A 25,314-nucleotide genomic window follows, 5' to 3' on the forward strand; every position below is an offset into this window, starting at 1 on the left:
GGGCGGAGCTCGGCAAGGGGGCACAGTAGTGAGGGGAGAGGCCCGTTCGTACGCCGCGGCCCGCAAGGAGCGGGCGGCGGACATCGACCGCTGGCTCAAGGATCTCTTCAGAACGGCGAGCGACGGCGACCACGTCTCACTGGTCGCCGTCGGGAGCCTGGGAAGGGGCGAGCTCGCCCCCGGCAGCGACCTCGACCTGGTCCTGCTGCACAACGGCCGGGCCGACGTGGCCCGGGTGGCGGACCGGATCTGGTATCCGATCTGGGACTCCGCGGTCAAGCTCGACCACTCCGTGCGGACGGTCGAGGAGGCGGTGAGCGTCGCCAGGCAGGACCTGAAGGCCGTGCTCGGCCTCATCCAGGCCCGGCACGTGGCCGGCGATCCCGAGCTGACCAGGAAGGCCAGGGAGGCGGTGCTGGCCGAGTGGCGGGCCGACTCCCGGCGCAGGCTCGGCGAGCTGCGTGACGCGGCCGACAAGCGGGCCGAGGTCAGCGGCGAGCTGGCCTTCCTGCTCGAACCCGATCTCAAGGACGGCCGCGGCGGGCTCCGCGACGTCCAGGCCATGCAGGCGGTGGCCGCCGCCTGGGTCGCCTCGGCCCCAGGCCCCAGGGCGCGCGAGGCGTACGAGTTCATCCTGGACGTGCGGCACGCGCTGCACGTCGTCACCGCCCGCGGCACCGACCGGCTGGTGCTGCAGGAGCAGGACGCCGTGGCCGGGCTGCTCGGCCTGCTCGACGCCGAGGCGCTCATGCGCAGGCTGGCCGAGGCGGGCCGGACCGTCTCCCATGCCTTCGACGGCACCTGGCGCGCCGTTGACAGGCTGCTGTCAGGGCCCGCTCCACGAGGCCGCCGCCCGCTGGCCGACGGCGTGGTCGAGCACGGTGGCGAGGTGGTGCTCGCCAGAGGGGTCGACCCGCGCAAGGACCCCGTGCTGGTGCTGCGTGCCGCCGCCGCGGCGGCCGACTCCGGGCTGCCGCTCGCCCCCGCCACGGTCTCCGTACTCGCAGCTCAGTCGCCGCCCATGCCGGTGCCGTGGCCGGAAGAGGCACGCGACTGCCTGGTGTCGATCCTCGGCGCGGGCCGCGCCGCCGTGCCCGTGTGGGAGGAGCTCGACCAGGCGGGCATTCTTGTCAAACTCCTTCCTGACTGGGAACGCGTACGCCACCGTCCCCAGCGCAATCCGATCCACCGCTTCACGGTCGACCGGCACCTGATCGAGGCCGCAGCGAACGCCGCCAGCCACACCCGCGACGTCTCGCGTCCGGACCTCCTGCTGATCGGGGCGCTCCTGCACGACGTGGGCAAGGGCTGGCCAGGGGACCACTCCGCCACGGGCGAGGTCGTGGTACGTGACATCGCCACCCGCATCGGCCTGCCCCCGCAGGACGTCGAGACCCTCGCCACCGTCGTACGCCACCATCTGCTGCTGCCCGAGACCGCCACCCGCAGGGATCTCGACGACCCGGTCACGATCGAGAAGGTGGCCGCCACCGTCGGCACCCGCGAGGTCCTCGATCTGCTGGCCGCGCTGGCGGTCGCGGACGGCCACGCGACCGGCCCCGCCGCCTGGAACGGCTGGAAGGCGGGGCTCGTCGCCGACCTCGTACGCCGCGTCAGGTCCGTGCTGGCCGGCTCGCCGCCGCCCAAGCCGCCCACCCTGTCGCCGGAGCAGGCCGGGCTCGCCAGGCACGGCGGCGGGGCCGTACGCGTCAACGGGGGAGCGGTCACGGTCGTCGCCCCCGACCGGGTGGGACTGCTGTGGAGCGCCGCCGGGGTGCTCTCGGCGCACCGGCTCATCGTGCGCTCCGCCTCGTCCGCCTCCGCGGGCTCCACGGCGGTGATCGAGTTCTCGGTCATCCCCGAGTACGGCTCCCCGCCGGACCCCGCGACACTGGAGTCCGATCTCCGTCTCGTCCTTGCTGGACGTCTTGACATCGAACAGAGATTGGCCCGCCGCGCCCGCTCCATGAGGCCGCCCCGGGTGCCTGTGGCTCCACCTCGCGTAACACTGGTTGACGACGCCTCCGCGACCGCCACTGTGGTGGAAGTCAGGGCCCATGACAGACCGGGACTTCTGTGGCGTATTGGACGGGCGTTCGGGGAGTGTGGTCTTGACGTGAGGGCCGCTCGCGTAGAGACTCTCGGCGCGGAGGCGGTGGACGTCTTCTATGTCGTGGATCGCGCCGGTCGCCCCCTCAGCGACGCCGGGCAGAGGGCACAAGTCCGCGATCAGGTCCTTGCCGCACTGCGATAACCAACAGCCCACGACTGCCGGTCACATTTCTACGACAATTTGTCCGAATTGCCGGTTAAGTCAGAAGCTGCGGATACCTTGTGTGACGGCTTTAGGGCCCGTGGTGGGCGGGACGATTGAGGGGTACGGGAAGCAGTGACGACGGGGAACTCCGACAGCGGCGTCGCCGCGAAGCGGGACCGCGGGAAGCGGTCACTGCCACGCCTCGGTCTGCGGAACTGGCGCGTGAGGTGGCGGCTCACCGCGCTCATCCTGGTGCCCACGATGGCCGGCGTCGTGCTCGGAGGAGCCCGCGTGGTCGGCTCGGTCCAGAGCATCGGCGACTACGACCGTACGGCGACCGGCGCCGAGCAGGCGGGCCACATCCGTGACCTGGTCCAGGCGCTCGGTCTGGAGCGTGACACGAGCGGCTGGCTCGGCGCGAGCCGCGCGATGCGCAAGAAGCTCGCCGAGCCGCTCGAGCAGCGCAAGGCGGCGGTGGACGCGCTGGTCAAGGTCGTGAACACCGACCTCGACGCGATGGACGACTCGTACGGCCTCCGCATCGTCAAGGCCGCCCAGCAGGCCAAGCACGACCTGAGCCGGCTGCCGCAGATCAGGACCGAGGGCCAGGCCGACACCATCCGGTACGACTTCCTCACCGACACCCTGCTCAAGCTGCACGACGAGCTGAGCCTGCTGTCCGACGACTCGCAGATCATCGGCCAGTTCCGCGCGCTGAACGCCCTCGCGGCGGCCAAGGAGGAGATCTCCAAGCAGCGCATCCAGCTGCTCCAGGCCTCCTACAACCCCGACAGCGTGGACGCCAAGGAGGTCGAGGAGTTCATCGCCTCCAACGCCCGCCAGCTGAGCGACATCTCCGACGTCGGAGCGGAGGCCGGCGCCGACGTCGGACTCAAGCTGTCCAGGGCGCTCACCTCCAACACCCAGTACGTCAACGCCCAGCTCACCAAGTCGCGCGCGGTCACGCTGGCCAGCGGCCGGGCGCTTGCCAACGGCCAGGGCCCGGGCCTGCGGATCACCGGCAACCTGATCTCCGCCAACGGCAGCCGCGACCAGTGGTTCAACGACAACACGGCCGCCGTCAAGGTGCTGAACGGGATCGAGAAGGAGCTGGCCGGCGAGGTGGGCCTGCGCAGCCAGGAGCTGCGCGAGGCCGAGATCCGCAACGCGATCATCGCGGGCGCCCTGATCCTGGCGCTGCTGCTGCTCGTCCTGCTGCTCACCGTGGCCATCGCCCGCTCCATGGTCGGCCCGCTGCGCAGGCTGCGTACGGAGGCGCTGGAGGTGGCCGGCTTCCGGCTGCCCGACGTGGTGCACCGGCTGCGGGCCAACGGCGACGCCTCCACGGCCGACGTCCGGCCGATCGAGGTCGAGGGCAACGACGAGATCGGTGAAGTGGCCAGGGCCTTCGACCAGGTGCACCGGCAGGCCGTACGCCTGGCGGGCGAGGAGGCCGAGCTGCGCAGCAACATCAGCTCGATGTTCGTCAACCTCTCGCGCCGCACCCAGACGCTGGTCGAGCGGCAGATCTCGCTCATCGACGGCCTGGAGAAGGGCGAGCAGGACGGCGGCCGGCTGGCCGACCTGTTCAAGCTCGACCACCTGGCCACCCGCATGCGCCGCAACTCCGAGAACCTCCTGGTCCTGGCCGGTCACGAGGCCACCCGCCGGCGCAGCCAGCCCGCCAAGCTGGTCGACGTCGTACGCGCCGCGCTGTCGGAGGTCGAGGGCTACGAGCGCGTGCAGGTCAAGGTGCACCGGGCCACCTCGGTGCTGGGCAGCGCCGCGAACGACCTGGTCCACCTGGTCGCCGAGCTGGTCGAGAACGCCATCCAGTTCTCCCCGAGCAACTCCCAGGTCACGGTCACCAGCAGCCTCATCGAGGGCGGCGGCGCGCTGCTGTCGGTGAGCGACGCCGGCATCAGCATGACCGAGGAGGAGCTGGCCGAGGCCAACCGCCGTCTGGCCGAGCCGCCTGTGGTGGACGTGTCGGTCTCGCGGCGCATGGGCCTGTTCGTGGTCGGCCGGCTGGCACTGCGCCACGGCATCCGGGTGCAGCTCAGGAAGGGCGAGGGCGTCGGGCTGATCGCCATGGTGCTGCTCCCGCCCGCGCTCATCAGCGACGGCACGCAGCCGCCCTTGCCGCAGCGGCCGGCCTTCGGCGGCGGCACCGTGCCGACCCCGGCCGCCCCGCCCGTGCAGAACGGGACCTTCAGGTCGTTCGGCAGCTTCGACTCCCTGGACGCCGGCCCGCGGCCCGGCGCCCCCGCGCCCCGGCACGGCTTCCGGCCCCCTCAGGGCACGCCGGAGCCGCGCTCGTTCGACAGCGCGCCGTTCCACTCCGACCCGGGCAGGTCCGGCGTGAACGGCTTCGGCGCCGACACCGACGGCGGCTCCTACCGCAGGCAGCCGGCCTCGTTCGACTCGGGCGCCTACCCGTCGTTCCCGAACCAGGCCCCGCGCCCATCTGGTAATGGCGCGTTCCAGACGCCTCCGCCGGTCCCGTCGTTCCCCACCAACGACGTGCGCAGGCCGGAGCCCACGCCCTCGGTCGACGTGTCGCCGATGGAGCCCGAGCAGGAGGAGTACCTGCCGATCTTCGCGTCGGTGGAGTCCGCCTGGTTCCGCAGGCCGCCCAACGAGCCGGTGCGCGAGGCGGCGCCGCGTCCGGCAGGCCCCGGTGAGGACAAGTCCGCGCAAGCCGTACCCTCTGGGGAGGAAGCGTGGCGAACGGCGGCCGACGCCGGTTGGCGCGCGGCGGCCGCGGCCGTCGAGCCCAGCCTCGGCGGCATCACCGCAGCCGGGCTACCGAAGCGCACCCCCAAGGCCAACCTGGTTCCCGGTACGGCGAGCCAGCCGGCGCAGCCGCAGCAGCCGCAGCGGCCGGCTCCGACCCCGCCGGTCTCGGCGGACCGGATACGCAGCCGGATGGCCAGTTACCAGCAGGGTGTGCGACGGGGCCGCCAGGAAGTTCGTGGACAGGAGGAACAGAGTGAGTGAGCGTCCCGCCGGGGAGGATGCGTGACAACCCTTAGCCATGAGGCGAACAGGTTCGACTGGCTGATCACCGACTTCGTGCGTAACACGCCCGGAGTCGCGCACGCCGTCGTGGTCTCGGCCGACGGCCTGTGCCTGGCCGCCTCTGAAGGCTTCCCGCCGGACCGGGCCGACCAGCTCGCCGCCGTCTCCGCCGGCCTGCTGAGCCTGACCGTGGGCGCCTCCAGGGTGTTCGAGGGCGGCGCGGTGACGCAGACGGTCGTCGAGATGCAGCGTGGCCTGCTCCTGGTCATGGCGATCAGCGACGGCTCCGTGCTCACGGTGCTGGCTGGCCCCGACTGTGACATGGGGCTGGTGGCGTACCAGATGACGTTGCTGGTGGACAGAGCCGGACAGGCGCTCACACCGGCCCTGCGGGCCGAGCTCCAGGCCGCCAGGACCCGGTGATGTGATGGAACTGATGGGAGCGGGCCGTGTATGGCGTTGACGGCAACGGGGACGACGAGCCCCTGTTCCGTCCTTACGCGGTGACCGGCGGCCGATCCGAGCCGCGCTATCACCTAGCGATGGAGACGTTGATCTCGTCGATGTCGATCCCGGACGACGAGATGGCCATGCTCACCCCCGAGCAGGAGGCCATCATGCAGCTGTGCAGGTCGTTCCGGTCGGTCGCCGAGATCTCGGCCCTGCTCCGCGTCCCGCTGGGCGTGGCCAGGGTGCTCGTGGCGGACATGTCCGACGAAGGGCTTGTCCGCCTGCACCAGCCACGCCTCAGCCAGGGACAGCCAGACCTCAACATGCTCGAAAGGGTGCTCAGTGGACTACGCAGGCTCTAGCCCCGGGCTGACGTCGACGAAGATCGTCGTCGCCGGTGGGTTCGGCGTCGGCAAGACGACGTTCGTGGGGGCGGTGTCCGAGATCCTCCCGCTCACGACAGAAGCGGTGATGACCGACGCGTCCGCGGGCATCGACGACCTCGGACTCACCCCGAACAAGCAGACCACGACCGTGGCCATGGACTTCGGCCGGGTCTCCCTGGACCGTGACCTGATCCTGTACCTGTTCGGCACGCCGGGGCAGCACCGGTTCTGGTTCATGTGGGACGACCTGGTGCGCGGGGCGATCGGGGCGGTGGTGCTGCTCGACACGCGCCGGCTGGCCGACAGCTTCCCCGCGATCGACTACTTCGAAGAGGCCAAGCTGCCGTTCGTGGTCGGCATCAACGGCTGGGACGGACAGTTCCCGCACTCCGACGACGAGGTCAGGGAGGCGCTCGCGCTGTCGCCGAACGTGCCGATCGTGCGCACCGACGCCCGGCACCGCGAGTCGGTCAAGGCGACGCTGATCTCGCTGGTCGAGCACGTCGTACGGCTGCGCGCGGCGCCCGTACGTTAGGGCCCGTACGGCTGGGCCCGTCCGCCGGCCGGCTAGGCCCAGGGGACGGTCTCCAGCGAGTTGAGCACCGGGACCAGGCGCTCCTCCTCGTAGGCGAAATGGGCCTCCAGCTCGTTCGCGATGCGGTCGAGCGTCTCGGGCTCCGCGGCCTCGCGCAGCTTCCCGACGAGCTCGGCGATCACCGCGTGCTCGGCTCGCAGCCGGTCGAGGGGCTCCTTCAGCTCGGGGAAGAGCTGCTCCAGGTGGGGGAACGCCACCCGGTCCTCGCCGTTGTGGTGGAAGGCCATCGCGTCGCAGAACGCCAGGCAGTGCGCCCGCAGATCGGCTGCCGGCGCACCCTCGCGCACCTTGGCCAGCTCGCCTCTCAGGTAGTCGTGGATCCTGACCAGCTCGTCCCCGAACGCCTGCAGCCGCTCGGCCTCGGGATGGAGCGCGACGACCGGGATGACCCGGGCGGTGCCCTGCTGGTACGCGGCGAAGGCCGGGTCGATCGCACTCTGCCTGGCGTACATGCGGTCGCGCTCCTCGCCTTCGAGCGCCACAGCCCTGGCCGCGAACCGCTCCGCCCCCAGCTCGACGACGACCCTGGGATTGGCCAGCACGTTGTGGTACCAGGCCGGGTTCGCGTCGGCGCCCGCGTTGGAGGCGAACACCAGGATCCGCTCGCCGTCCCGCAGGTAGACGGCCGGATTGGTGCGGCGCCGGCCCGTTCTCGCGCCGGTGGTGGTGAGCAGGACGAGAGGCGCGCCCTCGAACATGCCGCCCACCTTGCCGCCGTTCGCCCGGAACTCCTCGATCACCTGCTGATTGAAGTCAGACACGTCATTATCCTTGGACGAGGCTTCGTATTTGCTTTGCAACCAAAGCTAATTTAGACAGCAAGGTATTGGGGATGTCAACTGACGGCTTGAGCGTGGACGACGGGATCAGGACGCTGCTGCTGCTGATGCCGCGCATGGTGGGACGGGCCAAGCGGATGGGGGTGCCCCCTGACCTGCAGTCGCTGTCGCTGGCGCCCCGGCATCTGTCGCTGCTGGCGTATCTGCTCTTCGACGGGCCGATGACGGTGAACGAGCTGGCGTCGCGGTTGGAGGTGGCGCCCGCGACGGTCAGCCTGATGGTGGGGGAGCTGAGCCGGAAGGAGGTCCTCGACCGGCGCGAGGACGACGCCGACCGGCGCCGCACGATCGTGAGCATCGCCGACCGGCACGCGGAGTCGATCAACGAGTGGCTCGGCTACGGCGCCACGGCCTGGCGCCAGGCACTGGAGCCGCTCACGCCGGAGCAGCGCCGGATGTTCGTGGACACCCTCCTGGCCTACGAGCAGGCACTGTCCGGCAACTGACCGCCGAACCCTCCAGGGGTGGCGTCAGCGGTCGAGGCGCTGGTAGCGGCGTACCGACAGGACGAAGAAGACCACGGTGATGGCCACCGGCCAGACGACCGCCATCAGGATCGCGTGCTGGGCCACCCACGAGTCCCCGCCCCACCCCGGGTTCCCGAAGAGCTCCCTGGTCGCCGCGACCGTGGACGACAGCGGGTTCCACTCCGAGATCGCCCCGAGCCAGCCCGGCATCGTGCCGGGCGAGACGAAGGCGTTCGACAGGAAGCCGACCGGGAACTCCAGCGTCTGCACCGCCACCACCGCCCCCGCGTCCTTGACGACCAGCCCCAGGTACATGCCGGCCCAGAGCAGCGCGAAGCGCAGGAGCAGCAGCAGGCCCACCGCGCCCAGCGCGCCGGGGAGCGAGGACGGGCGCCAGCCCACCGCCAGGCCGCAAGCCAGGAGCCCGGCCAGGATCAGGACCGAGTTGAGCAGGTCCGCGACAGCCCGGCCGATCAGGACCGCCGAGGGCGCCATGGGCATCGAGCGGAAGCGGTCGGTGACGCCCTTGGACGCGTCGGTGGTGACGGCGATCATGGTGGCGCTCAGTCCGAAGAGCATCGTCATGCCGTACATGCCGGGCATGAGGAAGGCGAAGTAGTCGGCCCCTGAGGGCACCTCCACCGCGCCGCCGAACAGGTAGCCGAAGGCCAGCGTGATCATGATGGGGAAGAGGACCCCGAAGACCACCGTCATCGGCTGGTTGGCCCAGTGGATCAGGTCACGACGGGTGACCGTCCAGCCGTCTACCAGAGCCCATCTCATTTCGCGCCCCCTCCGGCGTTGGTGAGGTTCAGGAAGACTTCGTCCAGCGTGGGGCGGCGCAGCGCGACGTCCTCGACCTCGATCCCGGCCGCCGCCAGGGCCGCCAGCACCTCCGTGAGGGCCTGCACCCGCTCGCTCACCGGCGCGCTCACGTGCCGGGTGTCCCGGTCGGCCTCGACCGGCCCGGACGTCACCCTCCCGACGACCCCGGCGGCCTCCTCCAGTCGCGCCGGGTCGTGGATGACCACGTCGAGCCGGTCGCCGCCGAGCTTGGACTTGAGCTCGTCCGGCGTGCCCTCGGCCACCACCCGCCCGGTGTCGATCACCGAGATCCGGTCCGCGAGCTGGTCGGCCTCCTCCAGGTACTGGGTGGTCAGCAGCACGGTCGTGCCGCCCGCCACGAGGTCGCGCACCGCGCGCCAGATCTCCGTGCGGCTCCGGGGGTCCAGCCCCGTCGTCGGCTCGTCGAGGAAGAGCACGGGTGGCGCGAGGATCATGCCGGCCGCGAGGTCGAGCCTGCGCCGCATGCCGCCCGAGTACTCCTTGGCCGGCCCCTTGTGGTCCAGCCCGAACCGGTCGAGCAGCTCGTCCGCCCTGGCCCGGGCCTCCTTCGCGCCGAGGTGGTAGAGGCGGCCGAACAGCTCGAGGTTCTGCCGGCCGGTCAGGATCTCGTCCACCGCCGCGTGCTGGCCGACCAGGCCGATGCTGCGGCGTACCTGGCGGGGCTGGGCCGCCACGTCGAACCCCGCCACCTCCGCGCGGCCGCCCGAGGCCCGCAGGAGCGTGGTGAGGATGCGGACGGCCGTGGTCTTGCCCGCGCCGTTGGGGCCGAGCAGGCCACACACCGTGCCCCGGCCCACGTCGAGATCGATGCCGTCCAGCGCCGCCTTCTCGCCGTACGTCTTGCGCAGGTCCTGCGCGAGCACCGCTGACATACGTGTCCCTTTCCCCTGGATCGTACGGCGTACCGTACATGATACGGGTTCACACACGCAACCGTACGGTGTACCGTACGCATGTGACCGTTGAGTACTCGGGAAAGGGCGACCCCGCGCGCAGCCTGGCGCTGCTCTGGCGGACCAGCGAGCGCGTCAGCCGCAAGGGCAAGCCGGAGCTGAACGTCGACCGCATCGTGCGCGCCGCCATCGACGTGGCCGACACCGAAGGGCTGCAGGCGCTGTCCATGCGCCGCGTGGCCGAGCGGCTGGGCGTCGGGACGATGTCGCTCTACACGTACGTGCCGGGCAAGCCCGAGCTGTTCGACGTCATGCTCGACACCGTCTACGGAGAGACGGCCAAGCCGGAGGACGTGCCCGGCGGCTGGCGGGGCAGGCTGGAGCAGATCGCCAGGGAGAACTGGGCGCTCTACCTGCGCCATCCGTGGCTGCTGCAGGTGGCGGCGAACCGCCCGGTGCTCGGGCCCAACGTCACCGCCAAGTACGACTACGAGCTGCGGGCCGTGGACGGCATCGGGCTGTCGGACGTCGAGATGGACTCGGTGATCACCCTGATCACCGGCTTCGTGCACGGGACGGCGCGGGGCGCCGTGGAGGCGGCGCAGGCCGAGAGCGAGACGGGCATGACCGACGAGCAGTGGTGGGCCGCGCACGCGCCCTTCCTGAGCCGGATCGCCGACGCCGACCGCTACCCCGTCGCCGCGCGCGTCGGCCAGTCGGCAGGGGAGGCGCTCAACGCGGCCTACAGCCCGGAGCACGCCTTCGAGTTCGGCCTCCAGCGCGTTCTCGACGGCATCGAGACCCTGGTGAACAGCCGCGCCGCGTGAGCGCTACGTCGCGGGGCCGGTGAGGAGGGCGATGGACTGCTGGGCCGAGCGGATGCGGCGCGTGCGCTCCCCGTCCTCCCCGCCGAACTGCAGCGCCTCCTCGGCGATCTCCCCGAACGCGGCGAACGCGGCCAGCCTCTGGCGCACGACCTTCTCGAACGCGTCGTCCTCGATCCGGTAGTACGTGGTGCGCTCGCCCTGCCGGGTGCGGCGGCGCACGAGGCCGACGGAGGTCAGCAGGCGCATGTTGGACGTCATGGACGCCCGGCTGGCCCCGATCGCGTCGGCGATCTCGCCGGCTGACTGCTCGGCGGGCGTGCAGATCAGCAGCCAGCCCAGAATGCGGCCGGTGATGGGCGCCAGGCCCCAGGCGTCGCCGCAGAACATCGCCACGCGCTCGACCCAGTCGAGCATGCGCTCGCGGTCGTCGTCAGGAGCCATGGCGTTCAGTTTAGGCTGAACCTATTGTCACCGGTGCCGGTGGAACTCCAGCGGTTCCGGGGGCAGGGGCGTGTTGCCGAGGATGAGGTCGGCGGACTTCTCGGCGAGCATCATGACCGGGGCGTAGATGTTGCCGTTCGTGACGTACGGCATGGCCGAGGCGTCCACGACGCGCAGGCCGTCGAGGCCGTGGACCCGCATGGTGCCGGGGTCCACGACGGACCTGTCGTCCGTGCCCATCCTGCAGGTGCAGGAGGGGTGGAGGGCGGTTTCGCCGTCCCTGGCCACCCACGCGAGGATCTCCTCGTCCGTCCGCACGCCTGGCCCAGGGGAGATCTCGCCGCCGTCCAGGTCCGACCAGGCGGGCTGGGACAGGATGGTCCTGGCGTGCCTGACGGCCTCCACCCACTCCCGCCGGTCCTGGTCGGTGGAGAGGTAGTTGAAGCGCAGGGCCGGCTTCTCGCGGGGGTCGGCCGACCTGATGCGGACCGAGCCCCGGGCGTCGGAGTACATGGGGCCGATGTGCACCTGGTAGCCGTGGCCGCCGGCCGGGGCCGAGCCGTCGTAGCGGACCGCGATCGGCAGGAAGTGGAACATCAGGTTCGGGTACGCCACGTCGTCGTTCGACCGGATGAAGCCGCCCGCCTCGAAGTGGTTGGTGGCCCCGGGGCCGCCTCTGAGGAAGAGCCAGCGGGCGCCGATGAAGGGCCGGCGCCACAGGGCAAGGGACGGCTGCTGGGACACCGGCCGCCTGCAGGCGTGCTGGACGTACACCTCGAGGTGGTCCTGAAGGTTCTCCCCGACGCCCGCGAGGTCGTGGACCACCCGCACGCCCACCCTCTCCAGGAGCGCCCTGGGGCCGACACCCGACAACTGCAGGAGCTGGGGGGTGTTGATCGCGCCGCCGCACAGGATGACCTCGCCGGCCTCCACGCGCTTTCCGCCGCAGACCACGCCGACGGCTCGCGTGCCCTCGAAGAGGACCTTCTCGACGAAGGCGCGGGTCCTGACCGTGAGGTTGCGCCGGCCGCGTACCGGATGCAGGTACGCGCGGGCGGCGCTGAGGCGGCGGCCGCGGTGGATGTTGCGGTCGAAGGCCGCGAAGCCCTCCTGGCGGTGGCCGTTCACGTCGTCGGTGAGCCGGTGGCCGGCCTGCTGGACCGCCTCGAAGAAGGCCTCGAACAGCGGCCCCTGTGCCGGGCCGCGTTCGAGCTTCAGCGGGCCGTCGCCGCCGCGGAAGGGCGTGCCCGGGTCGGCCAGGCAGTTCTCCATCTTCTTGAAGTACGGCAGGCAGTGCGCGTAGTCCCAGTGCTTCATGCCGGGATCGGCCGCCCAGCGCTCGTAGTCGAGCGGGTTGCCGCGCTGGAAGATCATGCCGTTGATGCTGCTGGAGCCGCCCAGGACCTTGCCCCGGGCGTGGTAGATCCGCCGCCCGTCCATGTACGGCTCCGGCTCCGACTCGTACCGCCAGTCGTAGAAGCGGCTGCCGATGGGGAACATCAGCGCGGCGGGCATGTGGATGAACACGTCCCACAGGTGGTCGGGCCGGCCGGCCTCCAGCACCAGGACCGACGCCGAGGGGTCGGCGCTCAGCCGGTTGGCCAGCGCGCAGCCCGCGCTGCCGCCGCCGACGATGACGTAGTCGAACCTCAACGGGGGATCCAGTCCTTCCAGACGATCTTGTTCTCCCGCACCCACCGCTCCGCCGCCTGCTCGGCGGTCATCTTCTCGTTGATCATGTCGCTGGCCACCGCGTTCTGGTCGTCGTTGGTCCAGTTGAAGTTGCGGACCAGGTCGTACGCCTTGCCGCCGGTCTGCGCGAACCGCCGGCTGACGATCTTGTCGAGCAGGTACGGCGGGTAGTCGCAGGCGACCTTCTTCGCGTCGTCGTCGCAGCCCACGGCATAGGGCGGCAGCGCGACCTTGGCCAGTTTGACCTTGGTGAAGAGCCATTGCGGCTCGTAGAAATACATCAGCAGCGGTGTCCGGTTCTTGGTCGCGAACTCGGCCGCTTTGATCAACGCGGCCTCGCTGCCCGAGTAGACGACCTTGTATGTGAGGCCGAGGTTCTTGACGAGAGCCTCGTCGTTCGTCACGAAGGTCGGATCTCCATCAAGGACTTGTCCGAGATTTCCGGTTTTTTCGGTCCGGAAGAGGTCGGCGTACTTATTGAGGTTTCGGTAGTCCGTAATGTCGGGATATTTCTTGACCATCCACTCAGGGACATACCACCCGATCACGCCTTTGTTCCCGGTGAGCCCGGCGGACAGTGCCACCTTCTTCTGCTCGATGTACGTCTTTTTCAGGTCGTTGTGACCCCAGCTCTCGACGATCACATCCACCTTGCCGGTCTCGAAATCCTTCCAGGAATCGCCCTCCTTCATGGTGCGCTTGTGCACCTTGTAGCCCAGCTCGTGCTCCAGCAGGTACGCCAGCACGGCGGCCTGGGCCTCGTACCCGACCCAGCCGTGGATGTCGATGTTGACCGTGCCCTTGGCCCCGGCGGTGGCGGCGGGCTCCTCGCCGGAACAGGCGGTCGCCAGGAGCAGGGCCGCGACCAGCGGCCCTGCGAGCTTCTTCGCCGGCGTCACTTGGGGATCCAGGCCTGCCATTTGGCGGTGTTGGCCTCGACCCACTTCTTCGCGGCCTGCTCGCCGGTCATGCCGTTGTTGGTCATGTCGTCGGCGACGGAGTTCTGGTCCTCGTTGGTCCAGGAGAAGTTCTTGACCAGCTCGTACGCCTTGCCGCCGGTGTCGGCGAACTTCTTGCTGACGATCTTGTCGAGGTCCATCTCCGGGTAGTCGCAGGCGACCTTCTTCGGGTCGGCGTCGCAGCCCTCGGTGTAGGCGGGCAACTTCACCCGGACCAGCTGGGTCTTGCTGAACAGCCAGTGCGGGTCCCAGAAGTAGAACAGCAGCGGCTTCTTCTGCTCCTGCGCCTGCTGGGCGCCCTTGATCAGGGCCGCCTCGCTGCCGCCCACGACGACCTTGAAGTTCAGCTTGAGGTTCTTGATCAGGGCTTCCTCGTTGCTGACGTACGACGGGTCGCCGAAGAGCAGCTGGCCCTTGTCGCCCGACTCGGAGGTCTTGAACAGTCCGGCGTACTTGTTCAGGTTCTTGTAGTCGGTGATGTCGGGGTGCTCGTCGGCCATCCACTTGGGGATGTACCAGCCGATGACGCCCTTGTTGCCGGTGGAGCCCGCCTCGGCGGCGACCTTCTTCTCCTCGATGAACTTCTTCTTCAGGTCCGGGTGACCCCAGTTCTCGATGATGACGTCGACGTCGCCGGTCTCGAAGCCCTCCCAGGCGAGCTGCTCCTTGATCTCGGGCAGCTCCACGTTGTAGTGCAGCTCGTTCTTCAGCAGGTACGCCACGACGTTCGCGCTGGCCTCGTACCCGACCCAGGGGTTGATGGCGATCTTCACGGTCCCCGTGGGGGCGCTGGAGCCGCCCTGCGTGGGAGCGGAGGAACTGGGGGAGGTTTCGACCTTGGCCCCGCCGCAGGCCGCGGCGCCGAGCCCAACTGCGAGGAGGCCTGCGAGCAGGCGAATCTTCATGATGTGAACTTCCTCTTTCGGGGGGAAGGACGCCTGTCGGCGCCCTGCGTGATGCGGTCGAGCATGACTCCGAGCAGCACGGTCGCGATGCCCGCCACGAAGCCCATGCCGAAGTCGGTCCGCTGGGAGAACCCGGTGACCACGTCGTAGCCGAGTGCCCCCGCCCCGACCAGACCGCCGACGACGACCATGGCCAGCGTCATGACGATGCCCTGGTTGGCGGCGAGCAGGATGGCCCGTCTGGCCATGGGCAGCTGCACCTTCCACAGGAGCTGGCCCGACGTCGAGCCCGCCGAGACGGCCGCCTCGACGACCGTGGCGGGCACGCCCTTGATGCCGTCCTCCACCAGGCGCACCACCGGCGGCACCGCGTAGATGACGGAGGCGAAGATCGCGGTGAACCTCGTGGTCTCGAACAGCGCCAGCGCCGGCAGCAGGTAGACGAACGCCGGCATGGTCTGGGCGGCGTCGAGCACGGGCCGCTGCACGGCCGAGTAGCGCGGCGAGCGGGCCGCGGCCACCCCGAGCAGCAGGCCGACCGCCAGCGTGACGAGCACCGCCACGACCACCGTGGTCAGCGTCTGCATGGTGTGCTCCCAGACGCCGAGCAGCGCGATGGCCAGCAGGCAGCCCAGCGCCGTCAGCGCCGGGCGCACGCCGCTCACCCACCAGGCGACGGCCAGCACCGCGAGGGCGACCAGCCACCACGGGGCCGAGGTGAGCAGCGCCTCCAGGGGGTTGAGCAGGACACCGGTGGTGAGGTCCTTGATGAACGTGGTCACCGCGAACCAGCTGTCCTCGGCCCAGAGGACGGCGGCGTTCACCTCGGCCACGAAGTTGACCGTGAGGCCGTCCGGCCACGTCCGGGGCAGGACGGGGATGAGCGCGAGCCCGGCCGCCGCGAGCACGCCGGCGGCGGCGAGGTCGACCCGGCTCAGCCGGGAGTGCGGGCCGCGCGTGTTCATGGCCTCACTTCGTGAGGCGGCTCGGTCGCCCTTGATGCCGCCGCCTTCCCCCGCTCTGGTCGCTTCGCTCCCGCCGCTCCTCCAGGCGGCGGCGCTCCCTCGCTGGGAAAGCGCCATGGTCATCCTGTCCAGCAGCACCGCCATGATCACGACGGCCACGCCGGCCGGGAGCATGATGCCGACCTGCGCCCGTGACAGGCCGCGGATGATGTCGCCGCCGAGGCCGGGGGCCGAGATGAGGTTCGCGATGACGACCATGGACAGGGCCATCATGATCGTCTGGTTGACGGCGAGCGCGATCGTGGACCTGGCCAGCGGCAGGTAGACCTTGAACAGCGTCTGCGTACGCGTGGCGCCCAGCGAGGTGGACGCCTCCACAGCCGTGGGGGAGACCTCCGAGACGGCCAGCGCGGTGATGCGGATGGCGGGCGGGATCGAGTAGATCATCGTCGCGATGGCCCCGGCAGGCGCGCCGATGTGGAAGAAGAGCGCGAGCGGCGCCAGGTACGCGAACGTCGGCATGATCTGCATGACGTCCAGCGCCGGTGTGATCAACCGCCGCACGCGGCCGGAGAGCCCGGCCCAGACGCCCAGCGGGATCCCGATCGCCAGCGACAGCAGCACGGAGACCGCGACCAGGGCCAGCGTGTCGACGCTCGACTGCCAGAGGCCGAGGACGCCGAACGCGCTCACGCCCGCGACCGCGAGCAGCGCGATCCGCCGGCCGCCCGCCAGCCAGGCCAGCGCGCCGAGCATGCCGGTGATGCCGGGCCAGCCGAGCGCGTTCAGGACGACCTCGAACAGGTCGTAGAGCCGGCCCACGAAGAGCCGGATGTAGTTGAGGAAGTACAGGAAGAGCGGGTTGTCGTTGCGGTGGTCGTCGATCCACTCGCGCAGGTCGGTGACGGCCAGGAACTGCGGCGCCTCCTTGTCGTGCGGCAGCGTGGCCGTGCCGCGGAAGACGAGGTACGCGACCACGAACAGGACCGACACGCCGACAGGGGCCGCCCACCTGGGCAACCGGAGCCGGGCCGGCGTGCTGACCGCCGTCGAGCTCATGTCCCCGCCTTCACCGCGAGGTCCTGGCCCGACAGGAAGGACAGCAGGTCCACGCGGTCCACGACGCCCACCAGGTCGTCGCCGTCCACGACCCTGATCGGGCGGGAGGAGGCCGAGCAGGCGCCGATGGCGTTCTTGACGAGCGTGGTGACCGGCAACGCCGGCCCGTCCAGCGGCTCGCCGGGCTCCGGGTCGCGGCAGATCCAGCGCAGCGACAGCACGTGGCTCCTCGGCACGTCGCGGACGAAGTCGGCCACGTAGTCGTCGGCGGGCGCGCCCACCAGCTCCTCCGCGGTGCCGAGCTGCACGATCGAGCCCGCCCGCATGATCGCGATCCGCTCGCCCAGCTTGAGCGCCTCCGACAGGTCGTGGGTGATGAACACCATCGTCTTGCCGACCTCCCGGTGCAGGCGGATCACCTCCGCCTGCATGTCGCGCCTGATCAGCGGGTCGAGCGCGCTGAACGGCTCGTCGAACAGCATCACCTGCGGGTCCACGGCCAGCGCGCGGGCCAGCCCGACCCGCTGCTGCATGCCGCCGGAGAGCTGGTCGGGGTAGGCGTCGGCGTAGCCGTCGAGGCCGACGAGGGAGAGGATCTCCGCGGCCCGCGCGTGCCTGGCCGCCTTGGCGGCGCCCTGGATCTCCAGCCCGTACGCGACGTTGTCGATCACCTTGCGGTGCGGCAGCAGGCCGAAGTGCTGGAAGACCATGCTGACCTGGTGGCGGCGGATCTCGCGGAGCCGGGCGGGGGAGGCGCCGCCGATGTTCTCGCCGCCGATCCTGATCTCGCCCGCGCTGGGCTCGATCAGCCGGGTGAGGCAGCGTACGAGGGTGGACTTGCCGCTGCCCGACAGGCCCATGACCACGAAGACCTCGCCCGGGCGCACCTGGAAACTCACGTCTCTCACGGCGGCGGTGCAGCCGGTCTTCTCTCTCAGAGTCGCCTGGTCGAGATGCCGGTCCTCGCTGTCCAGCACTTTCTGTGCCCTGGAACCGAAGATCTTCCAAAGACCTTCAACGGTGATGGCCGCGCTGTCGGGAGAATCTCCCACCCTGCCTCCTTCATGACTGGCACAACATATGTCGCGAATAACGGGTATCTCAACGCCGTGACCGTCCAGAGATCGGGGCGCTCCTCGCACGTTATGGAGTTGGAACGTGTGAAACTCCCACTATCGGACATGTAGGGCCTTAGGGGTTTATTTCCTCCTCTCTGATCATTTATGGTGGGACCCCAGCTTTTGTCTCAAGAGTCACGGGACTTGTTTTTTGTAGCGTTATCTTCGTGTGGGCTACCCTGCGTTGGGATGTGTTCTAATTACCGGCACTTGCTGCTTTCCCATGGGGCACATCCCCCTCAAATACGCCGATTTCGGGCGAGGTGCGTTCTGTGAGTACAGAGCTGGGCGAGAGGCAGGCCAGTAGGGGCAGCTGGCGGCTGAGCAATTGGCGCGTACGCGCACGTCTCGTCGCTCTCATCCTGATCCCGACGGCCGCCGCCGTGCTGCTCGGCGGCATCCAGGTACTCGCGAGCACGGCCGCCGCCGGCGACTACGCCCGTACCAACCAGTTCGCCCAGCTCTCCGTCCAGCTGGGCAGCCTCACCCACGAGGTGGCCGCCGAGCGGGCCAGGACCGCCTGGTACATCGCCCGCAACCGCCCGGCGGACGGCCTGTCCGCGGTGCGCGCCCAGATGGACGAGGTGGACAGGACCGCCGCTCAGGTACGCGGCACCGTCCGGCAGTTGCTGAACGACGCGACCGGCCGCTCCGCCGACCAGCTCGAGAACCTGCTCAGCCGGCTGGACGACCTGACCACCCTGCGCAAGCAGGCACTCGACGCCACCCTGCTGCCGGGCCCGGCCGTGGAGCTCTACACGACCGTGATCGGCGACCTGCTCTCGGTCCACAACGAGCTGGTCAAGGAGAGCGTGGACGACGAGCTGTTCCGCCGGACCCGCATGCTCGACGCCCTGGCCAGGGCGAAGGAGAGCGTCTCGTACCAGCAGGCGCTCGTCACCGTCGCGCTGGTCGAGGGGGCGTTCGACGAGGACCCGCTCGAGCGCTTCCTCGGCGAGCAGTCCAAGGAGCTCAACGAGCGCAAGGCCTACGCCGTCGAGGCCACCGCGGACGAGCGGCGCTTCTTCGACGAGACCGTCAACGGCAGGTCCGCCGACCGCATGCTGTTCCTGCGCGAGCTCGTGCTGATCAGGGGCACGAAGGGGCTGCCCCTGCGCGGCCTCGACCTGAGCAGGCGTGACGACGCCAAGGAGTGGTTCGACGCGACAGGCGTGGTCGTCGACTCCATGCGCAAGGTCGAGGAGCGCCAGGCCCAGGGCATCGTGGCCCGCAGCGAGGGGCTCAGCGCCGACGAGCGGCGGCAGGCGTTCGTCGTCGCCGGCGCCGTGCTGGCGCTGCTCGTGGCCGTTCTGCTGGTCACCACCGGGGTCGCCAGGTCGCTCGTACGCCCCCTGCGCCGCCTGCGGAGAGAGGCGCTGCAGATCGCCGGCAAGCGGCTGCCCGACTTCGTCCAGCACCTGCGCGAGTCGCGCGAGGGCGCGGTCCAGGCCGAGGTGCCGCCCATCGGGATCTTCTCCAGGGACGAGGTGGGCGAGGTCGCCCGCGCGTTCGACGAGGTGCACCGCGAGGCGGTACGCCTGGCCGGCGACGAGGCCACGTTGCGCGCCAACGTCAACGCCATGTTCGTCAACCTGTCGCGGCGCAGCCAGACGCTGGTCGAGCGGCAGCTGACGCTGATCGAGCGGCTGGAGCGCGGCGAGCGCGACGACGCCAGGCTCGGCGACCTGTTCAAGCTCGACCACCTGGCCACCCGCATGCGCCGCAACAGCGAGAACCTCCTCGTCCTCGCCGGCCAGGAGGCGGCACGCAAGTGGAGCGAGCCGGTCGAGCTGATGGACATCGTGCGTGCCGCGCTCGGCGAGGTCGAGAGCTACGACCGGGTCAGCATCCAGGTCCAGTCGGACGTCGCCATCGCCGGTCAGGCTGTCACCGACGCGGTGCACCTGCTCGCGGAGCTGATCGAGAACGCCGTCTCGTTCTCCCCGCAGGAAACCAAGGTCATCATCTCCAGCAGCCGCATCGACGGCGGCTCGCTGATGCTGTCGGTCACCGACCACGGGATCGGGATGACTGCCGAGGAGCTGTCTGAGGCCAACTGGCGGCTGGCGAACCCGCCCGTCGTGGACGTGTCGGTGTCGCGGCGCATGGGCCTGTTCGTGGTCGGCCGGCTGGCCCTGCGGCACAGCATCAGGGTCCAGCTGCGCAGGCAGGACATCGGCGGGCTGACCGCCATGGTGCTCGTCCCGCCGGCGCTGCTCACGGCGCTGCCGGGTCCGGCGCCCGCCCCGCAGCGCGTCCAGGTGCCCGCCCAGGCGACGCGGGCGCCCTCCCCGCCGGCCCCCGGGCCGTTCACTGGGCCGTTCACCGGGCCGGTGAACGGGTCGCCGCCCTCTGGGCACCCGTCCTTCTCCACCCTGCCGCCCGCCGGGCTCCTCCCCGGGCATCCGTCGCTGGACAGCATGCCTCCGGCGCCCGAGCCCTCGTCCTGGTTCAGCTCGGCCCCGGCCCACTCGGTCGAGTCGCAGCCGCCGGACGTGCCGGGTCGGCTCGCCACGCCCAACGACGCGTACCCCTCGTTCGCCACTCCCAGCCCGGCCAAGGACGACTTCCTGCCGATCTACGCCGCCATCGAGGAGACCGGCTGGTTCACCAAGTCGGCGCCGACCGCGGACCACCGCGACCCGGCCTGGGACTCGCCCGCCGACCAGGGCTGGCAGGCCGCCGGCGCGGCCGCCGAGCCCGAGCAGGGCGGCACCACCAGCTCCGGCCTGCCGAAGCGGACCCCGAGAGCGAACCTGGTGCCGGGTACGGCGAATCTGAAACCCCCGCCCGCTCCCGCTCCTCCGGTGTCGCCTGATCGGCTGCGTAACAGGTTGGCCAGTTACCAGCAGGGCGTGCGCAAGGGCCGCGCCGAGCTCGAGGAGGATTGATGAAGGAGCTGAGCCAGGGGGCCAGGGACATCAACTGGCTGGTCAGCCGCTTCGTCGACGAGGTCCCCGGCGTGGCGCACGCCGTGGTCGTGTCGGCCGACGGGCTGCCCATGGCCTACTCCAGGGGCTTCCCCAAAGACCGCGCCGACCAGCTCGCCGCCATCGCGGCCGGGCTCGTCAGCCTCACGCAGGGGTCGGCGCGCGTGTTCGAGGGCGGAGGCGTCACCCAGACCCTCGTCGAGATGGAACGCGGCCTGCTGCTGGTGATGTCGATCAGTGACGGATCCTGTCTGGCGGTGCTGGCCGCGCCCGACTGCGACATGGGGCTGGTGGCGTACCAGATGACGATCCTGGTCGAGCGCGCTGGGCAGGTGCTCACCCCTGCGGTACGGGCTGAACTGTCGGCGGCGCGTCCCTGATCCGGAGCGAGGACATCCATGTGGCAGAACGATGAGCCGGAGCAGGAGCGCAGCTCGCTCGTCCGGATGTACGCCGTCACCGGCGGCAGGACCGCTCCTCGCACGGAGCTCGCCATGGAGGCCCTGGTATCGTCGGCCACCTCCGCGCAACTGGGTCCGACGTACACCCGTGAATACCGCGCGATCAGCGAGCTGTGCCGGCAGGTGCGGTCCGTTGCGGAGATCTCGGCAATGCTGAGCGTGCCGCTCGGGGTGGCGCGGGTGCTCGTGGCCGACATGGAGGCGGACGGACTGGTCAGGGTGTATCAGCCGCAGCTGGATGCGGGCCTCCCCGACAGGGGCCTGCTCGAAAGGGTATTGAGTGGACTTCGCAGGCTCTAGCGGGCTCACCTCTACGAAAATCGTCGTGGCTGGCGGCTTCGGCGTCGGGAAGACCACGTTCGTGGGCTCCGTGTCCGAGATCATGCCGCTGACCACGGAGGCGGTGATGACGGACGCGTCCGCGGAGATCGACGATCTCGCGCACACGCCGGGCAAGACCACCACCACCGTGGCCATGGACTTCGGGCGGCTCTCTCTGGAGCGCGACCTGATCCTCTACCTGTTCGGCACGCCGGGGCAGCACCGGTTCTGGTTCATGTGGGACGACATCGTGCGGGGCGCCATCGGGGCCGTCGTGCTGGTCGACTCGCGGCGGCTGGCCGACAGCTTCCCCGCCGTGGACTACTTCGAGGAGTCCGGCATCCCGTTCGTCGTCGGGCTGAACGGGTGGGACGGGGCGTTCCCGCACGTCGAGAGCGAGGTGCGGGAGGCGCTCACGCTGTCGCCGCACGTGCCGATCGCGCGCACGGACGCCCGGGAGCGGCAGGCGGTCAAGAGCACCCTCATCACGCTCGTCGAGCACGCCCTGAGCGTCCGGTCCTAGCTAGCTCGCCGACCACCAGGAGGCGGCCACCAGCTCGGCCACCAGCGTCTCGGTGAGCAGGGCGACGTCCGGTTCGGAGTCGTGGACGTACCTGACGGCGGCCGTGGCGCCCTTCACCTCCGCCCCGACGGCGACCACCGTGGAGCCGCGCTCGCGCACCCACTCCATGGCCTGCCCGTCGTAGCGGGAGCCGGGGAAGAGGACGGCGCGGTAGTCGAGGGTCTTGGTGAGGTAGACGTCCACGTGGGACCAGTCGCCGCTCTCGCAGGCGTCGGCGGGGCGGCGCGGACCCTCGCGGAACATCAGCGCCGACTGCTCGGCCGACGACAGGCGCTCGGCGGGGGCGATGGTGTAGACGCCGTGCTCGCCGTCCAGCAGCTCCATCGTCGGGGGGAGCCACTCGTCCCTGCGGTCCAGGAGGTCCTCGGTGGCCTCGGCGGCCCGCTCCAGCAGTCCCGCCACGTCGCGGCCGGTCCCGGTGAGGTGCGCCTCCAGGGCCAGGAGGAGGGCCAGGGTGTGCTGGAACGTACGGCAGGCCACGCCGCCGCGCTCCTCGCCCGCCCGCATGCCGACCACCAGGTCGGCAGCCTGGGCGAGAGGCGAATCGGGGGAGTTGGTGAGCGCGGCGAGGAAGGACGGGCCGGCCGCGTACCGTTCCGTGGCGTCCAGGGTCTCCCTGCTGGTGCCGGTGGCCGAGATCGGGACGACCAGGGTGCCCTCGGTGGCCGGGTAGGTGGCGGCGGCCGAGGCATAGTCGGCGTACGCGTCGATGCCCGCGGCGCGCAGGCGCAGGGCGGCCACTCCGGCGGCGTACCTGGAGCTGCCCATGCCCAGGAAGAGCACCCGGGTGAGGCCCTGGGGGAGCGCGGCGAAGGGGTTCTCCTCCCTCAGGACAGCGGCCAGGCTCCTGAGGGCTCCCGGCTTGGCCTCCAGATCGGACAGGTAGAGCTCAGAATTCACGTGATGTTCTCCTCTTGGTACCAGGTGCGCAGAACGCCCATGGGGGCGTAACTCCAGCGGGGCAGGTGGCGGGCGGCGTAGATCAGCTCGCGGCACTCCTGCTCCACCTCGAACGGGCGGATCAGCCTTTCGTCCAGGAGGTCCGGCCTGTTCCGCTCGGCCAGGCGCCGGCCGTAGGCGGTGAGCAGCCCGGCACGGGCCTTCGCCGCCCACGCCGCCGCCTGGGCGGGCTCGGTGCCCCGTCGCTTGATCGCCACCTGGGCCACGTGCTCGAGGCTCGTGGTGAGCTGGGCCACGTCCCGGGCGGCGGGCTGGCACGGCGCCGCGTCGGTGACGGTGGGGTTGCCGTCGAAGTCGATCACCGCGTAGCCGTCCCGCCACCGCAGGATCTGGCCCACGTGGAGGTCGCCGTGGATCCGGATGCGGGGGCTCGTGATGTCGTCCTTGAGTGGCGCCAGCTCCTGCCTCATGCGTCCCGCCCTGGTGGCCAGCCACGCGCCGTCCTTGCCGCCGGTGAGCTCCAGCGCCTCCGCGAGCGCCGCCTCCGCCCTGGCCGCCGCGGAGGTGTGCGCCGCACCGGTGGAAGGGAGTGTGGCGAGGGCGAGGTGGAGGTCGGCGGCCAGGCGGCCGATCTCGGCGGCGAAGTCGGCGCTGCCCGCGGCGGCCTCGTCCACGCACCACTCCCAGCCGTCGCGGGCCTCCGGCAGATAGCCGGTGACCAGGGCGAGGAGCTCCTCGTGAGTGCCCGTCGCACGGGTGAGCGCGGCGTAGGGCGGGGCCGTGTCCTTGAAGCCCGCCGCAACGAGATGGGCGAAGATCTCCGGAGTGGGATGCGGGAGCGGGACCGGCGGGGTGAGCCACTTGACGACGACCTGCTCGTCCACCACCACGGAGTAGTTCGTCTGGTCCACGTGGGGGCCGAAGTCGCGCTCAGCTGGAGCCCCAGTGTGGAGATCTCCAACCCCGTACGAGAGGGTTGGCAGCGGCAGGAACCGGCGGACCGCGAACGGCGCCGGCACCTCACCCCCCACCAGCAGGAGGAGGGCCGCCGTGAGGCCGCGGTCTCGGGCGGTGAGTGGAGACTCACCGAGAGAGATCAGCCGGGCGGCTATTGAAGCCCAATTCAACTCATTTACCAAACTTCCAGGTAGCAATGTGGGCAAAAGTCTTGCTCATGTTGATTTCCCCTGCAACACTCCTGCTTTGGTCTGCTGTGTCCGGTAAGGTCGCGCGACCCCTCGTACAGCACAAATTCAGAAGGAGTAGCGGCCGTGTCCCGTACCCGGTTCACCCGTCGTCTCCCGGCCGCCGTGGCGGTGGCCGGCCTCACGCTTGCCGTCGCGGCGTGCGGCGGTGAGTCGTCGAACAGCTCAGAAGGCACGACCGCGGCGGCGGCCGACCAGCTCAAGCCGAACGCGGACCTGTCGCAGCAGACCCTCCAGATCACGGTATGGGACGGCTACACGCCCACGGAGCTGCCCCAGAAGGTCAAGGAGAAGCTCAAGGTCAAGGACATGAAGGTCACCCTGCACGACACCAACGAGATCGCGATGACCAAGCTCACCGCCCCCGGTGACAGCGGCATCGACGTGGCGTTCGTGTCGGGCCAGTACGCCCAGGCGCTCAACGCGGCGGGTCTGCTGGAGCCGATCCACCCCGAGCTGATCCCCAACCTGGCCAACCTCTACCCGGAGGCCACCCAGCTCTCCTACGACAAGGGCAACAAGTACTCGGTGCCCTACACCTGGGGCACGACCGGCATCTGCTACCGCAGCGACCTGGTGAAGTCCGAGCCGAAGAGCTGGAACGATCTGCTCAAGCCCCCGGCCTGGGCCGACAAGAAGGTCACCATGATGACCACCGAGCGCTGGCTGGCCCTGCCCGCGCTCAAGGCGCTCGGCTACTCGCTCAACACCGACAAGGACGACGAGATCGCGAAGGTCAAGGACGCCCTCATCGCGCAGAAGCCTCACCTGCTCACCTACGACGACACCACGTTCGGCGAGAAGCTGAAGTCCGGCGAGGCCGTCATGGTCGAGGCGTGGGACGGCTGGTGCCCCACCACGGACCCGAAGAACAACATCAAGTTCGTGGTGCCGAAGGAGGGCAGCGACCTCTGGGTGGACACCATGGTGATCATGAAGTCCTCCAAGAACAAGGAGGCCGCGCACGCCCTGATCAACTACATCCTCGACCCCGAGATCCACAGCTGGGCCGCCGAGAACATCAACTACAAGGTCCCGAACAAGGCCGCCATGGAGCGGGTCACGATCCCCAAGGGCTCGCTGCTGGGCATCAAGCCCGCCGAGCTGCTCAACGGTGAGTCGATCATCGACCTGGGCCAGGCGTCGACCAAGTACACGCGCCTGTCGACCGAAGTCACGGCGCAGCAGTAATTG

The 25,314-nt window shown here is 70.1% G+C and carries 24 protein-coding genes; 13 read left to right on the forward strand and 11 right to left on the reverse strand.

The genetic code is table 11. The features are described 5' to 3' along the window. The first annotated feature begins 28 nt into the window (after positions 1 to 28). The 5 genes from AB0J64_RS07165 to AB0J64_RS07185 all read left to right on the forward strand — a co-directional run bounded on the left by AB0J64_RS07165 (position 29) and on the right by AB0J64_RS07185 (position 6,649). Entirely contained in the window at positions 29 to 2,254 is a 2,226-nt protein-coding gene (locus AB0J64_RS07165) for a [protein-PII] uridylyltransferase (RefSeq protein ID WP_364021983.1), read from the forward strand. Positions 2,255 to 2,479: 225 nt separating this feature from the next. Then, positions 2,480 to 5,257: a nitrate- and nitrite sensing domain-containing protein gene (locus AB0J64_RS07170; RefSeq protein ID WP_364021986.1), complete on the forward strand. Its 2,778-nt coding sequence runs from the start codon at positions 2,480 to 2,482 to the stop codon at positions 5,255 to 5,257. Positions 5,258 to 5,278: 21 nt separating this feature from the next. Beyond that, a complete protein-coding gene (locus AB0J64_RS07175; protein WP_344986924.1) occupies positions 5,279 to 5,701 on the forward strand; it encodes a roadblock/LC7 domain-containing protein in 423 nt (140 codons plus the stop codon). A 26-nt stretch (positions 5,702 to 5,727) separates the two neighbouring features. Next, positions 5,728 to 6,090: a DUF742 domain-containing protein gene (locus tag AB0J64_RS07180; RefSeq protein WP_344986923.1), complete on the forward strand. Its 363-nt coding sequence runs from the start codon at positions 5,728 to 5,730 to the stop codon at positions 6,088 to 6,090. 7 nt (positions 6,091 to 6,097) lie between these two features. Next, on the forward strand, positions 6,098 to 6,649 hold the full coding sequence (locus AB0J64_RS07185) for an ATP/GTP-binding protein (protein WP_344987674.1): 552 nt from the start codon (positions 6,098 to 6,100) through the stop codon (positions 6,647 to 6,649). A gap of 32 nt (positions 6,650 to 6,681) precedes the next feature. On the opposite strand, the gene AB0J64_RS07190 is transcribed toward AB0J64_RS07185, so the two are convergent. Then, the gene (locus tag AB0J64_RS07190) at positions 6,682 to 7,470 is read right to left on the reverse strand and encodes a nitroreductase/quinone reductase family protein (RefSeq protein WP_364021990.1); all 789 of its coding nucleotides are present in this window, start codon (positions 7,468 to 7,470) and stop codon (positions 6,682 to 6,684) included. A 71-nt stretch (positions 7,471 to 7,541) separates the two neighbouring features. Here AB0J64_RS07190 and AB0J64_RS07195 point away from each other — a divergent pair, with 71 nt between their 5' ends. Then, positions 7,542 to 7,994 (forward strand): MarR family winged helix-turn-helix transcriptional regulator, encoded by a 453-nt coding sequence (locus AB0J64_RS07195; RefSeq protein WP_364021993.1) that lies wholly within the window; start codon positions 7,542 to 7,544, stop codon positions 7,992 to 7,994. A 24-nt stretch (positions 7,995 to 8,018) separates the two neighbouring features. Here the strand turns inward: AB0J64_RS07195 and AB0J64_RS07200 are convergent, their stop codons facing one another. Together AB0J64_RS07200 and AB0J64_RS07205 are read right to left on the reverse strand one after the other, a co-directional pair. After that, complete coding sequence (locus tag AB0J64_RS07200; protein ID WP_364021996.1) at positions 8,019 to 8,798, reverse strand: ABC transporter permease; 780 nt, start codon at positions 8,796 to 8,798, stop codon at positions 8,019 to 8,021. Continuing rightward, on the reverse strand, positions 8,795 to 9,733 hold the full coding sequence (locus AB0J64_RS07205) for an ATP-binding cassette domain-containing protein (protein ID WP_364021999.1): 939 nt from the start codon (positions 9,731 to 9,733) through the stop codon (positions 8,795 to 8,797). The genes AB0J64_RS07200 and AB0J64_RS07205 overlap by 4 nt, the downstream gene beginning before the upstream one ends. A gap of 83 nt (positions 9,734 to 9,816) precedes the next feature. Between AB0J64_RS07205 and AB0J64_RS07210 the strand changes: the two genes are divergently transcribed. Continuing rightward, positions 9,817 to 10,581: a TetR/AcrR family transcriptional regulator gene (locus AB0J64_RS07210; protein WP_344986917.1), complete on the forward strand. Its 765-nt coding sequence runs from the start codon at positions 9,817 to 9,819 to the stop codon at positions 10,579 to 10,581. A gap of 3 nt (positions 10,582 to 10,584) precedes the next feature. Here AB0J64_RS07210 and AB0J64_RS07215 read toward each other — a convergent pair whose 3' ends face one another. From AB0J64_RS07215 to AB0J64_RS07240, 6 genes are read right to left on the reverse strand one after another with little or no spacing between them, the layout of a single operon-like run. Next, complete coding sequence (locus AB0J64_RS07215; RefSeq protein ID WP_364022003.1) at positions 10,585 to 11,022, reverse strand: helix-turn-helix domain-containing protein; 438 nt, start codon at positions 11,020 to 11,022, stop codon at positions 10,585 to 10,587. A gap of 27 nt (positions 11,023 to 11,049) precedes the next feature. Next, complete coding sequence (betA, locus tag AB0J64_RS07220) at positions 11,050 to 12,675, reverse strand: choline dehydrogenase (RefSeq protein ID WP_364022006.1); 1,626 nt, start codon at positions 12,673 to 12,675, stop codon at positions 11,050 to 11,052. Beyond that, entirely contained in the window at positions 12,672 to 13,613 is a 942-nt protein-coding gene (locus AB0J64_RS07225) for an ABC transporter substrate-binding protein (RefSeq protein ID WP_364022009.1), read from the reverse strand. The genes betA and AB0J64_RS07225 overlap by 4 nt, the downstream gene beginning before the upstream one ends. Continuing rightward, positions 13,610 to 14,578 (reverse strand): ABC transporter substrate-binding protein, encoded by a 969-nt coding sequence (locus tag AB0J64_RS07230; protein WP_364022012.1) that lies wholly within the window; start codon positions 14,576 to 14,578, stop codon positions 13,610 to 13,612. The genes AB0J64_RS07225 and AB0J64_RS07230 overlap by 4 nt, the downstream gene beginning before the upstream one ends. Continuing rightward, on the reverse strand, positions 14,575 to 16,602 hold the full coding sequence (locus tag AB0J64_RS07235) for an ABC transporter permease subunit (RefSeq protein ID WP_364022015.1): 2,028 nt from the start codon (positions 16,600 to 16,602) through the stop codon (positions 14,575 to 14,577). Before AB0J64_RS07235 ends, AB0J64_RS07230 begins: the two co-directional genes overlap by 4 nt. Next, a complete protein-coding gene (locus tag AB0J64_RS07240; protein WP_364022018.1) occupies positions 16,599 to 17,654 on the reverse strand; it encodes a glycine betaine/L-proline ABC transporter ATP-binding protein in 1,056 nt (351 codons plus the stop codon). Before AB0J64_RS07240 ends, AB0J64_RS07235 begins: the two co-directional genes overlap by 4 nt. Before the next feature lie 338 nt (positions 17,655 to 17,992). On the opposite strand from AB0J64_RS07240, the gene AB0J64_RS07245 reads away from it, so the two are divergent. Genes AB0J64_RS07245 through AB0J64_RS07260 form a run of 4 tightly spaced genes read left to right on the forward strand, consistent with a single transcriptional unit; the run spans position 17,993 to position 21,955 of the window. Next, positions 17,993 to 20,611 (forward strand): nitrate- and nitrite sensing domain-containing protein, encoded by a 2,619-nt coding sequence (locus AB0J64_RS07245; protein ID WP_364022021.1) that lies wholly within the window; start codon positions 17,993 to 17,995, stop codon positions 20,609 to 20,611. Beyond that, complete coding sequence (locus AB0J64_RS07250) at positions 20,611 to 21,030, forward strand: roadblock/LC7 domain-containing protein (RefSeq protein WP_364022024.1); 420 nt, start codon at positions 20,611 to 20,613, stop codon at positions 21,028 to 21,030. The genes AB0J64_RS07245 and AB0J64_RS07250 overlap by 1 nt, the downstream gene beginning before the upstream one ends. Positions 21,031 to 21,048: 18 nt before the next feature. Continuing rightward, positions 21,049 to 21,411 carry a DUF742 domain-containing protein gene (locus tag AB0J64_RS07255; RefSeq protein ID WP_364022027.1) on the forward strand — a complete coding sequence of 121 codons (363 nt, stop codon included), beginning with the start codon at positions 21,049 to 21,051 and terminating at the stop codon, positions 21,409 to 21,411. 25 nt (positions 21,412 to 21,436) lie between these two features. Beyond that, positions 21,437 to 21,955 carry an ATP/GTP-binding protein gene (locus tag AB0J64_RS07260; RefSeq protein ID WP_364022030.1) on the forward strand — a complete coding sequence of 173 codons (519 nt, stop codon included), beginning with the start codon at positions 21,437 to 21,439 and terminating at the stop codon, positions 21,953 to 21,955. Here AB0J64_RS07260 and AB0J64_RS07265 read toward each other — a convergent pair whose 3' ends face one another. Then, entirely contained in the window at positions 21,956 to 22,915 is a 960-nt protein-coding gene (locus tag AB0J64_RS07265) for an SIS domain-containing protein (protein WP_364022033.1), read from the reverse strand. Further along, the gene (locus AB0J64_RS07270) at positions 22,912 to 23,826 is read right to left on the reverse strand and encodes a hypothetical protein (RefSeq protein ID WP_364022036.1); all 915 of its coding nucleotides are present in this window, start codon (positions 23,824 to 23,826) and stop codon (positions 22,912 to 22,914) included. The genes AB0J64_RS07265 and AB0J64_RS07270 overlap by 4 nt, the downstream gene beginning before the upstream one ends. On the opposite strand from AB0J64_RS07270, the gene AB0J64_RS07275 reads away from it, so the two are divergent. Then, positions 23,827 to 24,030, forward strand: coding sequence for a hypothetical protein (locus AB0J64_RS07275; protein ID WP_364022039.1), 204 nt, complete (start codon positions 23,827 to 23,829; stop codon positions 24,028 to 24,030). 156 nt (positions 24,031 to 24,186) lie between these two features. Then, positions 24,187 to 25,311 carry a spermidine/putrescine ABC transporter substrate-binding protein gene (locus AB0J64_RS07280; protein ID WP_364022042.1) on the forward strand — a complete coding sequence of 375 codons (1,125 nt, stop codon included), beginning with the start codon at positions 24,187 to 24,189 and terminating at the stop codon, positions 25,309 to 25,311. Positions 25,312 to 25,314: the final 3 nt, after the last annotated feature.

The organism is Nonomuraea sp. NPDC049695 (genome assembly GCF_040674955.1).
Lineage (GTDB): Bacteria > Actinomycetota > Actinomycetes > Streptosporangiales > Streptosporangiaceae > Nonomuraea > Nonomuraea helvata.

What these genes read in the sequence shown, in the direction of transcription:
- AB0J64_RS07250 (WP_364022024.1), top strand. Translation starts at nt 20,611, where the DNA reads ATGAAGGAGCTGAGCCAGGGGGCCAGGGACATCAACTGGCTGGTCAGC.
- AB0J64_RS07230 (WP_364022012.1), bottom strand. Translation starts at nt 14,578, where the DNA reads ATGAAGATTCGCCTGCTCGCAGGCCTCCTCGCAGTTGGGCTCGGCGCC.
- AB0J64_RS07255 (WP_364022027.1), top strand. Translation starts at nt 21,049, where the DNA reads ATGTGGCAGAACGATGAGCCGGAGCAGGAGCGCAGCTCGCTCGTCCGG.
- AB0J64_RS07235 (WP_364022015.1), bottom strand. Translation starts at nt 16,602, where the DNA reads ATGAGCTCGACGGCGGTCAGCACGCCGGCCCGGCTCCGGTTGCCCAGG.
- AB0J64_RS07205 (WP_364021999.1), bottom strand. Translation starts at nt 9,733, where the DNA reads ATGTCAGCGGTGCTCGCGCAGGACCTGCGCAAGACGTACGGCGAGAAG.
- AB0J64_RS07215 (WP_364022003.1), bottom strand. Translation starts at nt 11,022, where the DNA reads ATGGCTCCTGACGACGACCGCGAGCGCATGCTCGACTGGGTCGAGCGC.
- AB0J64_RS07200 (WP_364021996.1), bottom strand. Translation starts at nt 8,798, where the DNA reads ATGAGATGGGCTCTGGTAGACGGCTGGACGGTCACCCGTCGTGACCTG.
- AB0J64_RS07195 (WP_364021993.1), top strand. Translation starts at nt 7,542, where the DNA reads ATGTCAACTGACGGCTTGAGCGTGGACGACGGGATCAGGACGCTGCTG.